Genomic DNA, 12,277 nt, shown 5'->3' with positions numbered 1-12,277 from the left:
GCTCCTACTGTACGCTGGCCCCATGTCGGCCGGGACGCTCACGACCAACCTGGGACAGCTCACCGAGCGCCTGGGTACAACTCTCCTCACGCTCGAAGCAGGGCGGGCTCAGGCCGCGCGCCGCGTGTCGACCGTCGTGCTGCACGACCCGCTGGATCCGCCGGAGCTCACTCAGGACGCAATCGTGCTGGCGGTGGCGGTAGCGAGCGACGACGACCTCAAGGCTCTCGTGCGCCAGGCAGGAGAGGCGCGCGCGGCAGCGCTGATCATCCGAGAGGCGCTCCCGGTGAGTCGCGAGGTCGCGGCGATCGCCGAGCAATGCCAGGTCTCGCTCTTCGGACTGGTGCGGGGGGCGTCGTGGGTCCAGGTCGCGACCCTCATCATCAGCGCCCTCAACCTCGGCCCGGCCGGAGCGGAGCAGACGGCCAACGACCCTGCCCGCGATCTCTTCACGCTCGCCGACGCCGTGTCGGCGTTGCTTGGAGCGCCGGTCACGATCGAAGACCGCTCCTCGCGGGTTGTGGCATTCTCGGCCAATCAGCTCGGCACGGATGAAGCACGCCGTCTCACCATCCTCGGTCTTCAGGTCCCGGAGGAGTACAGCAACCATCAGCGCATGCAGGGTGTCTTCCCCCTCATCTACGGGTCGGAGCGCCCCATCTTCCTCGCCAAGCCGGCACCCGACACGTTGCCGCGAGTCGCTATGCGCATCGCGGCAGGAGACGAAGTGCTGGGCTCTATCTGGGCGGTGACGCCTGAGCCCTTCGACGCCGAACGCGAGCTGCGCATGATCGAAGCCGCGCAGATCATGGGCTTGGCCATGTTGCGCGCACGGGTCAGCGCGGATGCCGCGGAGCGGGTGGCCGAATCTCTGGGGATGATGCTCCTCGACGGCGGTTCGTCGGCAGGTGAGGCCGCGCAACAGCTCGGGTTCGAGAGATCCGCCGCGTGCGTCCTCGTGCTGGGACCGCTCGAGGACGAGGATGAGATCCGCGCGATGTCCGACACACAGCGCGCCACAGCGGCACTCCGGATGCATCTGCGCTCAGTGCACCCTCGCGCGATCGCGATCCCGCTGGGCGGCCTCGTCTACGCGGTGGTGCCCCTGCGCAGCACCGACGAGCATGCGCTCGCGGCGGTCGAGCGCCTTGCGGCGGACTTCGTCGGGCGGCTCGATACCGCGACGGAGTTCTGCGCCGGTCTCGGAGACGCCGTCGCCGAGGTGAGCAGTCTGTCGCTCTCGCGGCGCAATGCCGAGGCGGCGTTGCGCGTGCTCCGCTCACGACCTCAGCGCGGCGGCCGAGTCGCGAGGTTCTCCGACGTTCAGATCGATGCCCTGATGTTCCGGGTCGGTGATCTTCTGGCCGCAGACGGCGTCACGCTCGACGGGCCGCTTCTCGCACTGCGGGAGTACGACATGTCTCACCGCACCGAGCTGGTGGCGACCCTCCGCGCCTGGCTCGAGCATTTCGGCGACGTGGTCACTGCTGCTCGTGACGTCCATATCCACAAGAACACGTTCCGTTATCGGCTCGAGCGCATCGAGACCATCACAGGGATGGATCTTCGCGATCCGGATACCCGTTTCGGCTTGCTGTTGCAGCTGCGGCTCGAGGCGCTCGTACCAGCGAACTGACCGCCGCCCATTCGGTGAAGGGCTTTCATTCGCACCTAGGTCGATCGTCTAACCAGATATCGGATTCATCAGTCGAATGCACGATGAGCGATTCTCGAGTGCGAGTGAAACTGTCAAAGACATCACTCCATTCAGATCAAGGGCGGTCCCCGAATCATGAGAATCCGAACTTATGCACTTCCGCTCCTTCTCGCTGTGGCACTCGGTATCACCGCCTGCAGCGGCCCGCCTTCGTCAGAGGAGGGTTTCGCGAAGAACGGCACCTTCGCGATGGCGATCAACTCGGATCCGGGTGACCTGAACCCGTTGACGACGAACATCGTCAACGCGCAGATCGTGGGCGCCTACTCCTACGACTCACTGTTGTTCGTCGATCCGGAGACGGTCGAGCCCGAAGCGTATCTGGCGCAGAGCTGGACCGAGAGCCCGACCGAGGTCACCTACACCCTGCGCGACGACATCACCTGTGCCGACGGCACGCCGTTCACCGCGGACACGGCTGCCGCGAATCTGAACTGGATCCTCGATCCGGCCAACGAATCGCCGCGACGGGAGTCCGTGGTGCCCGCCGACGCCACCATCACGGCCGAGGGCAACACCCTCACCGTGACGACCACGTCGCCGCGCCCGTTCATGCTCTACGACCTCGGCAGTCAGCAGATGGTGTGCGACGCAGGCCTCACGGACCCCACCAGCCTCTCCGCAGGGAGCAACGGCACCGGTCTCTTCCAGATCGATGACGTCGTCACCGGTGACTCGATCACGCTCACCCGTCGTGACGGCTACGAGTGGGGGCCCAAGGGAACGACGAGCGCGACCGAGGGAGTTCCTGAGACCGTGACGATCAAGATCGTCCCGAGTCCGTCGACGGCGGCCAACCTGCTGCGTTCGGGCGGGCTCAACGCCGCGGTCGTCAGCGGGAAGGACGAAGAACGATTGGGTGAGTTGACGTCCCTGTCGTCTCCGACGATCTCCGGCATGATCATCTACAACCACAACGCCGAGATGCCGACCGCCGACGCCGACGTGCGGAGAGGCCTCACACAGGCGATCGATCTCGACACGCTCACTGACATCCTCACCGAGGGAAAGGGCGAGCGTTCCACTTCTCTGCTCGGTGAAGAGCCCAGCCTGTGCAGCTACGACTCGATCGACGGAACCCTCCCGACATACGACCCCGCGGCGGCCGCCAAGGCGTTGAGCGGAGTGAAGGGTGCCGAGATCACGCTCATCTACGACAACAGCACGGCGTCCCGGAGCGCGGCCGCGGAGTACGTCGCCACGCAGTGGGAGGACGCCGGGGTCACGGTCACCCTCGACGGTGGCGACGAGAACTACGTCCTCGCCAACACCTTCGCCGCAGAGGACCCGACCAGATGGACGGCCAGCCTCGGCCTGATCCTGCAGTCGGGCACGCCGGCGATCTTCCCGCAGTACCTGAGTGGTCCGGTGCCCCCCGACGGCACGAACTTCGCCGGGATCGAGAACGAGGCCTACGTCGCGGCCGCCACCGCAGCCGCCGACCTGGCGGGCGAGGAGGCGTGCAAGACCTGGCGCGACGCCGAGGCCGCCCTGTTCGACGCCGCAGACCTCGTCCCGGTCTCGATGACGCCGTTCAAGATGTACTTCAACGGGGCAGAGTCGATCATCCGTCCGGTCGGCGGATACCTGCCCGGTGCGGCGATCCGCGTCCTTTCATGACCACCACGCTGCCCCGGACGGATGCCCTGGCAACCGTCCGGGGTCGACGGTCCCGCTCCTCCCGGGGCGGGGCCGTCGGGGCCTTCCTCCTGCGCCGGGTCATCCGCCTGTTCTGGTCGGTGGTCGCGCTCGTGACCGTCGTCTTCCTCATGGTGCGCATGATCCCCGGAGACCCGGTGCGCAATGCGCTCGGCACCAACGCGACCGCCGCCGTCGTCGAAGCCCGTCGTGAGAGCCTCGGGCTCAACGACCCGCTCTGGCAGCAGTACCTCTCCTTCTGGAAAGGACTGCTGACCGGGAATCTGGGCGACTCCTTCTCACTGAATCTCCCGGTCACCACGATCCTCGAGCAGCGGCTTCCGGCGACACTCGAGCTCGCGTTCCTGTCGCTCGCGACCGTGCTGGTGGTCTCGATCCCGCTGGGTATCGTGATCGCGGCAGTGACCCGCGGCGGACGCCGCCCTGGTGTCGACGTGGCCTACACGTCGGTCAGTGGACTGGTCGCCGTCATCCCGGAGTTCGTGATCGGCATCGCGCTGGTGTACCTGTTCGCGGTGCAGACGACACTGCTGCCCGTCGCCGGCCGCGACGGGGCGAACTCCTACGTGCTGCCCGTGCTCGCACTGTCGATCGGGCTCATCGCGGGTGTCTCCCGCATCGTACGCGTGGAAGCGCTCACGGTCTTCTCGCAGGACTACATCCGCACCGCGCGCGCCAAGCGCATGTCGCGGCGTCGCCTCTACCTCAATCACGCGCTGCCGAACCTCGTGACCCCCGCTCTCACCGTCGGCGGCCTCGTGCTCGGCTCGCTCGTCGCCGGCACTGTGCTCGTGGAGACGATCTTCTCGTGGCCGGGACTCGGCCTCACGATCGTGGACGCGGTGCGGAGCAAGGACTTCCCGCTCGCGCAGGGCATCGTGCTCGTCTACGGGCTGATCGTCCTCGTCGCGAACCTCCTCATCGACGTCGTCCTGGTGTGTCTCGACCCACGCTCGACCCTGAAGGACGCCTGACATGACGACTCTTCCTCCCCCGATCCCCGCATCCGCTGCGTCGTCGTCGTCCCGGCATGCGCTGGTGACGGTGCTGCGCTCGCCGTTGGGCATCGCCGCTTCCCTGCTGCTCGTGACGCTGATCCTGCTTGCGGCTCTCGGACCCGTCATCTGGGGTGAGACCGCGAAGATCGCCGACCTGACCCAGCTCTCGATGGCGCCCAGCGAAGCCCACCTTCTCGGAACCGATGCCGGAGGACGCGATGTGCTCGCGAGGCTGCTGAGCGCGACGCGCATCTCGGTCGTGACAGCCGTGCTCGCGACGGCGATCGGCGTGACGCTGGGCGTTCTCCTCGGCCTGCTCCCGACCGTCGCCCCGAACTGGGTGGCCCGCGTGGTCAACAGCATCCTCGGAGTCGCGCTGGCCTTTCCCTCGCTGCTGCTCGCGATCGTCGTGTCGATCGTCGTGGGGGTGGGCGTGGTCAGTGTGACCCTGGCGATCGGGCTCGCGATGGCACCCGCCTATGCCCGCTTGGCGCAGACGCTCGGTGCATCCGCGGCCGGACGGGACTACGTGGACGCTGCGCGCATTCTGGGGGTCTCCCGCTTCCGCATCCTGACCCGGCATGTGCTTCCCAACGTCCGCGATCCGCTGATCGTCAACGCGAGCATCGGGGCCGGCACGGCGCTCGTCGCCTCGACCGGGCTGTCGTTCCTGGGGCTGGGCGTGCAAGCACCGGATTACGACTGGGGACGGATGCTCAATGAGAGCCTCGACGGGATCTTCGTCAACGCGGCCCCCACTCTCGGGCTCTCAGCGGCGATCGTCTTCGCCGGTGTGACCTTCGCCCTCGTGGGTGAGACGCTCGCGCGCGCCTTCGGCCTGAACCGTTCGCCGAGACGGCAGCGTCGCCGTCGGGGGACGGCGACGAACGACGTCGCACCGTTGCACGTGGTCGACGATCCGGTGCTGCGGGTGCGTGATCTGAGGGTCCGCGTGCCGCGCGGCGACGGATGGGCTGATCCCGTGCGCGGCGTGAGTTTCGACGTCGGCCGTGGCGAGATCGTCGGTGTCGTCGGGGAGTCGGGCTCGGGCAAGTCCCTGACGTGCATGGCCGTCGCGGCCCTGCTCGAGGAGCCGATCGATGTCGTGGCGTCGACGGTCCAGTTCGAAGGGACGGAGCTGACAGCGGGCGGACGGGTGTCCAGCCGGATCGCCTCGGCGGGCGTGGCGCATCAGCTCGGTGCCCGCATGGCCTTCGTCTTTCAGGATCCGGCGACATCGCTCAACCCCGCCCTGCACGTGGGGACCCAGGTCGCAGAGGTCGGCGTGCTGCACGGCGGACTCGACCGGAGCTCGGCCCTTCGGCGCGCGATCGATCGGCTCGACGCGGTGCGCATCCCTGACGCGGTGGAGCGCGCACAGGCATACCCGCATGAGTTCTCCGGAGGCATGCGGCAGCGCGCCATGATCGCGATGGGGGTGATGGGAGAGCCCGCGCTGTTGATCGCCGATGAGCCCACGACCGCGCTCGACGTCACGGTGCAGCGCGAGGTCATGAGCCTGCTCGCCGAGGTCAACGAGGCTAAGGGCACGGCGCTGTTGTTCGTGTCGCACGACATCGCCCTGGTGTCGTCGTTCTGCACCCGGGTGCTCGTGATGTACCGGGGGGCGATCGTCGAGGATCTCGCGGCCGCCGATCTCGCCGCCGGTCGCGCCCGGCATCCGTACACCCGTGCCCTCGTCGAGGCCATCCCGCACCTCGAAGCGGAGCCCGGCGCCGCGTTCGCGACCATCGCCGAAGACGCGGAGTTCCCGACCGAGCCCGTGGGGAGTCGATCATGACAGAGCTGGTACTCGAGGACGTCCGCGTGCGGTACGGCAGCGGCTCGTCGGGCCGTGATGCCGTGCAGGGTGTCAGCCTGACGGTCGCCAGTGGACGCACCGTCGGGCTGGTCGGCGAGTCAGGATCCGGCAAGTCGACCATCGCACGCGCCATCGTGGGTCTTCACGAACCCCACGCGGGGCGCATCCTCGTCGACGGCGTGGACGTCGTCCGCGCCCGCGGCCGTGCCGCCGCGCTGCGCCGTGATGTGCAGATGATCTTCCAGGACGCGAGCTCGTCCCTCGACCCGCGGATGAACGTCGGCGCTTGCATCGCGGAGGCGCTGGAGGTGCGGCGACCCGACCTGAAGGACGGGAAGGCTCGTCGCGCGGAGGTGGCGCGGCTCCTGGAGGTCGTCGAGCTCGACCCGGCGCGGATCGGTGACCTGCCGTCGCAGCTCTCCGGTGGTCAGCGCCAGCGCGTCGCGATCGCCCGTGCGCTCGCCGCTGCGCCCCGGGTGCTGCTGGCCGACGAGATCACCTCGGCGCTCGACGTCTCGGTGCAGGGGACAGTGCTCAACCTGCTCCGCAAGGTGCAGCAGGAGTTCGATCTGACGGTGCTGTTCATCAGCCACAACCTCGCCGTCGTGCGCCAGCTCTGCGACGAGGTGGCGGTCATGAAGAACGGTCTCCTCGTCGAGAGCGGACCCACGACCCGTGTGATCGATGAGCCGGAGCATCCGTACACGCGCGAACTGGTGCGTGCGGTTCCTCGACTCGGTGTCCCGCTCGCCGACACGCCCTTTTCCCGGTCAGGAGATCCCCGATGACATCCCGCGCTGCTCGGCTCGACGATCTGCACCGCATCGTCGTCGCCACAGAGACCACGATCTCGCCGGACGGCGCCGATGTGGTGTTCACGCGGCGCGAGATCCGGGACGCGCGCACGGTGACGTCGCTGTGGAGCATCGACCGTGACGGCGCGACCAGGGCGCTGACCCGCGGGCCGGAGGATGACGCCCCGCAGTTCTCTGCGGCAGGTCTGCTGTTCCGGCGCGTCGTCAACGGGTCGCCGCAGTTGCATCTGCTCCCCGGGGCCGGCGAGCCCGTGCCGCTGACATCGCTGCCCTCCGGAGTGGGACGGCCCTTCGTGAGCCCGGCAGGGGACCGCGTCGCGTTCCTGGCACCTGTCGAGCGCGGGTCGGGTGATCCGACTGCACCGATCGTGATCGACACTCTCGATCACAAGATCGACGGTGTGGGGTGGGCCGGCAGCATCCGCCATCACCTCGTCGTGCTCGACCTCTCCGACGGCGGCATCCGTCAGATCACCGACGGCTCCTCCGATGTGGGAGAGCCGGCGTGGTCTCCCGACGGCACCAGGCTCGCCTATGCCGCAGCGACCTTCCCGCGTTCCGACGTCGAGCGCGAGCGTGTCGTGCACGTCGTCGATGTCGACGATCTCCTCACCCCCGCCCGCCGGGTCGGCGCCGCCACCGGCGTCACCGGCCCCCTCCTGTGGCTGCCGGACGGCGAGTCCATCGTCGCCGTCGGGCTTCGCCTCATGCGAATCGGCCACACCCGTCTGCTGCGTCTCCATCTGGACGGCCGGCCGGACGATGACCTGACTGCGGGGCTAGACCTCAACGTCATGCCGGGTGCCATCGGGTACCCGGGGGGTCGCCCCGCGCTCACGCACGACGGCACGAAGATCCTCTTCTGTGCGCGTGACCGCGGCTGGACCCACCTGTACGCGCTCGATCTCGCCGACGGCGCGATGCGTCCGGTCGTGGCGGCGGAACACCGCGTCGTCTCGGCGTTGTCGGTCGCCAGTGCAAGCCCCCATGCAGCGATCGTCGTCACGACTCAGGATTCCTTCGCCGAGGTCGCCCTCGTGAACCTGGAGACCGGTGAACATCGCGAGCTGACGACGCTGACCCGCGACGCCCTCCCGGATGTCGAGCTGTTGCACCCCGAACCGCGCGTCTTCACGATCAGCGACGGCACCCTCGTGCACGGGTGGATCCTGTCCGCGCCGGGAACGACCGGTGCAGCGCCCCTGCTGCTCGACATCCACGGTGGCCCGCACAACGCATGGAGCGGCGTGGCCGATGAGGTCCACCTCTCGCACCAGGTGCTGGCGGGTCGCGGCTGGCGCATTCTGACACTCAATCCTCGCGGCTCCGACGGCTACGGCGAGGACTTCATGACGGCGGTTCACGGCGCCTGGGCGCGCGCCGATCTTCCGGATTTCCTCGAACCCGTCGATGCGCTCGTCGCCGAGGGCATCGCGGATCCGGACCGTCTGGCGGTGGCGGGCTACAGCTACGGAGGGCTGCTGACGTGCGCGCTGACGGCGCACACCGATCGGTTCGCGGCGGCCGTTCCCGGAGGACTCCTCTGCGATTTCGCATCCGTGGCCGGTCAACGGCTCGAGCCGGAGGGCTTCTTCTCCGAGTCGACCTCGGGATTGGCGCCGACGGAGATCGTCCGTCTCGCCGAACTCTCGCCGATCGCCCGCGCGGAACGGGTGACGACGCCGACCCTGGTGCTCCACGGCGAACTCGATGAGACGTGCCCGAGTGCGCAGGCCAGGGAGTGGTACTCGGCCCTCCGGATCACGGGAGTGACGAGCCGGCTCGTCATCTACCCGGGCGGCGGGCACCTGTTCATCGTCACCGGCCCCGTCGCGCATCGGATCGACTACCAACGGCGCCTGATCGAGTGGATCGAGCGGTACACCGCCCCGCGGACCACAGAGGGGGATCCCGGTCGTTCCGCCATCGAGCCCGCCGCGCGCGATGCCGCCGAATGGCAGCATCGGCTCGACCTGCTGCGCCGCAGATACGGCGTGGTGGGGGCGCAGTTCGGCATCCTGCAGCTGGCCGGCGCGGGGACCGTCCTCGATCGGCTCACGGTCTCGTCCGGCGTGCTCGACGCCTCGACCGGGGTGCCTGTGACGGACGATGCGGTGTTCCAGATCGGATCGATCAGCAAGGTCTGGACGACGATGCTCATCCTGCAACTTGTCGAGGAGGGGAGGCTCGACCTCGACGCCTCGGTGCGGAGCATCCTCCCGGACTTCCGCCTCGCCGACGACCCGGAGCCCTCCATCACGGTCGGAGAGCTCCTGCATCACACCAGCGGCCTCGACGGCGACGTGTTCACCGACACTGGCCGGGGGGACGACTGCGTCGCCGCATACGTGGAGCTGATGGCGGAAACCGAGCGTCTGCACCCGCGCGGCGAGCGTTTCTCGTACTGCAACTCCGCCTTCGTCGTCGCGGGACGCATCATCGAGGTGCTGTGCGGGACGACCTGGGACGAGGTGCTCAAGACGCGCCTGATCGACCCGCTCGGCCTGCAGCACACGTTCACGCTGACCGATGACGCCCCGAGGTTCGCCACGGCGACGGGGCACACCGGGATCGGCGCCGCAGCGGCGCCGGTGCGCAAGTGGGGGATACCGCGCTCGATGGGACCGGCGGGGTTGATCTCGGCCAGCGTCGGCGACCTGCTGGTCTTCGCCGAGAGCGCGCTGCGAGAGGGACTGACCCCGGAGGGAACCCGCGTGCTGTCCGCAGAGAGCACTCGACTGATGACCACCGAGCACGTCGACCTTCGCGCCAGTGTCGGAGCCACCTCTGGATGGGGTCTGGGATGGTTCCTGCAGGATTGGCAGGGAAGTCGCGTGTACGGACACGACGGCGGCACGATCGGTCAGCGGGCGTATCTGCGGATCTTCCCCGAGAGGGGTCTCGTGGTGGCGCTGCTCACCTCGGGAGGACAGCCGGACGGGCTGTATCGCGAGCTGTTCGACGATGCGGCGCGGGCGTTCGACGGCGGCGGGATCCACCCCGTGCTGCTCGCCGACCGCGAGCGCAGCCCGGAGCCGATCACCGGCACCTGGGAGTCGGCAGGGTTCGTCGCCGAGATCGCCTCGCGGGATGGCGGCCTGCGCCTCGTGTTGCGGGAACGCAAGAGCTATGTGGACGCCGTCTCGCCCGACGTGGTGCAGGACGTCGAGCTGTACGCCTCGAACGTACCGGGGGTCTACGCGTACACCAGCGACGAGACGGCGGGATGGGAGCAGGTGCGGCCGGTGCCGGGCGGCCTCTACCTCGGCTACCGCTTCCTGCGAGAGACGGCCTCATGAGCGGTCGGATCGACGGGATGCGGCGCGACGCGGGAATCGGCGTGCCGGGGGCGGAGATGGAGCTGCGGATGCTGCACCTGCCGTCGGAGATGGTGGCGGCGACGGAGCTGGTGGCCGGTGTGTGGAACGTCGATGTCGAGCGCGCGCACGTCAACGCCGGACTGCTCACCGCGCTCGCGCACGCCGGCAACTACGTCGCAGGCGGGTATCGCGGGGACGAACTCATGGCAGTCTGCGTCGGGTTCTTCCATCCCCCCTTCGACCGCGCGCTCCACTCGCATCTCGCGGGGGTCCGGCTCGACGCGATCGGTCAGGGCTGGGGGCACGCGATCAAGAGCCATCAGCGTGAGTGGTGCCTCGGGCGCGGTGTCACGCGCGTGACGTGGACCTTCGACCCGCTCGTCGCCCGCAACGCCTACTTCAACCTGCACAAGCTCGGATGCAGGATCGACAGCTATCTGCTCGACTTCTACGGAGAGCTGGGCGACGGTGTGAACGGCGGGCAGCGCAGTGACCGGGCGCTCGTGGTGTGGGATCTCGAGCGGCCGGTCGGACCTCGCTCGTCGGTCGCGGCCGACGCCGAGATGCCGCCGGCGATCCTGTGGGAGGACGACGGGCAGCCGGTGCTCGACCTCGACCGTGCCCGCGGCCTGCAGTTCTGTCGAATCGACATCCCGAGCGACATCGAGAAGATGCGGCGGGTCGCCCCGGAGCTCGCCGTCCGCTGGCGGGTCGCTCTCGGGCATGCGCTCGGCGGGCTGCTCGCCGAGGGGTGGGACGTTTCCGATTTCGACCGCAGAGGTCACTACACACTCACGAGGAGTTCCTGAATGCACATCGATCGCGTCGAACTGATCACGGTGCGGATGCCGTTGGTCCATCCGTTCACCACCTCCTTCTCGACCCAGACCGAGCGGCGTCCGCTTCTGGTGCGCGTCACCGCGTCACGAGAGGGCCGCACCGTCACGGGCTGGGGCGAGTGCGTGGCTCTGTTCGACCCGTCCTATTCTCCGGAGTACCTCGACGGCGCCAGGGAGATGCTGCGACGCTTCCTGGTCCCCTCGCTGCTGGAATGGCAGGCGGCTGGACGCACGGTGAGCGCGGAGACCGTGGCGGCAGCGACGGCGCATGTCGTCGGCCACCGCATGGCCAAGGCGGCGCTGGAGATGGCGGTGCTCGATGCCGGCCTGCGCCTCGACGACCGCGGATTCGCCGACCTTCTCGGCGTCACGCGTGCGGTCGTGCCGTCGGGGGTCAGCGTCGGGATCGAGTCGTCGATCCCCGATCTGCTCGCCCAGGTCGGGGGCTTCCTCGACGAGGGCTACGCGCGCATCAAGCTCAAGATCCAGCCGGGCTGGGACATCGAGCCGGTCCGAGCTGTCCGTGAGAAGTTCGGCGATGTGCCGCTGCAGGTGGATGCCAACACGGCCTACCGGCTCTCGGACGCGCCGCTGTTGCGCCGACTCGATCCTTTCGACCTGCTCCTGATCGAGCAGCCCCTGGCCGAAGACGATCTGCGCCAGCATGCTCTGCTCGCTCAGCAGATCGCGACGCCGGTCTGTCTCGACGAGTCGATCGTCTCGGTCGACGCAGCTGCCGACGCGATCGCGATGGGAGCCGCGAGCGTCATCAACATCAAACCGGGCCGCGTGGGCGGATACCTCGCGGCCCGGCGCATCCATGATCTCGCCGAGGCGAACGGGATCGCCGTCTGGTGCGGTGGCATGCTCGAGACCGGAATCGGGCGCGCGGCCAACATCGCCCTCGCCGGCCTGCCCGGATTCACTCTGCCCGGGGACGTGTCGGGTTCGAATCGGTTCTATGCGCAGGACGTGACCGAGCCCGTGGTGATGAAGGATGGCGTCGTGGCGATACCGGAGGGACCGGGCTTCGGGGTGGAGCCTCTCGTCGACGTGCTGGGGGACGTCACGATCGACACCGTCGACATCGCGGCGCACCGGAGCTGA

The 12,277-nt window shown here is 68.5% G+C and carries 8 protein-coding genes; all 8 read left to right on the top strand.

What is annotated here, in order from left to right:
• Positions 1–22 precede the first annotated feature (22 nt).
• The 8 genes from FQ142_RS14255 to menC all read left to right on the top strand — a co-directional run bounded on the left by FQ142_RS14255 (position 23) and on the right by menC (position 12,277).
• A complete protein-coding gene (locus tag FQ142_RS14255; protein WP_188042411.1) occupies positions 23–1,636 on the top strand; it encodes a helix-turn-helix domain-containing protein in 1,614 nt (537 codons plus the stop codon).
• A 195-nt stretch (positions 1,637–1,831) separates the two neighbouring features.
• Positions 1,832–3,337, top strand: a complete 1,506-nt coding sequence (locus tag FQ142_RS14250; protein ID WP_188042410.1) for an ABC transporter substrate-binding protein — start codon at positions 1,832–1,834, stop codon at positions 3,335–3,337.
• Complete coding sequence (locus FQ142_RS14245; protein ID WP_149423823.1) at positions 3,334–4,350, top strand: ABC transporter permease; 1,017 nt, start codon at positions 3,334–3,336, stop codon at positions 4,348–4,350. Before FQ142_RS14250 ends, FQ142_RS14245 begins: the two co-directional genes overlap by 4 nt.
• A 1-nt stretch (position 4,351) precedes the next feature.
• A complete protein-coding gene (locus tag FQ142_RS14240) occupies positions 4,352–6,175 on the top strand; it encodes a dipeptide/oligopeptide/nickel ABC transporter permease/ATP-binding protein (RefSeq protein WP_149423822.1) in 1,824 nt (607 codons plus the stop codon).
• A complete protein-coding gene (locus FQ142_RS14235) occupies positions 6,172–6,984 on the top strand; it encodes an ABC transporter ATP-binding protein (RefSeq protein ID WP_149423821.1) in 813 nt (270 codons plus the stop codon). The genes FQ142_RS14240 and FQ142_RS14235 overlap by 4 nt, the downstream gene beginning before the upstream one ends.
• The gene (locus FQ142_RS14230) at positions 6,981–10,310 is read left to right on the top strand and encodes a serine hydrolase (RefSeq protein ID WP_149423820.1); all 3,330 of its coding nucleotides are present in this window, start codon (positions 6,981–6,983) and stop codon (positions 10,308–10,310) included. The genes FQ142_RS14235 and FQ142_RS14230 overlap by 4 nt, the downstream gene beginning before the upstream one ends.
• Positions 10,307–11,140: a GNAT family N-acetyltransferase gene (locus tag FQ142_RS14225; RefSeq protein ID WP_149423819.1), complete on the top strand. Its 834-nt coding sequence runs from the start codon at positions 10,307–10,309 to the stop codon at positions 11,138–11,140. Before FQ142_RS14230 ends, FQ142_RS14225 begins: the two co-directional genes overlap by 4 nt.
• Positions 11,141–12,277 (top strand): o-succinylbenzoate synthase, encoded by a 1,137-nt coding sequence (menC, locus tag FQ142_RS14220; protein WP_149423818.1) that lies wholly within the window; start codon positions 11,141–11,143, stop codon positions 12,275–12,277.

It is taken from the genome of Microbacterium sp. ANT_H45B (assembly GCF_008369345.1).
In the GTDB taxonomy this organism is placed as follows: Bacteria; Actinomycetota; Actinomycetes; order Actinomycetales; family Microbacteriaceae; genus Microbacterium.
Note: the sequence above shows the minus strand (reverse complement) of the source record. Positions and strands in the feature narration are given on the sequence as shown.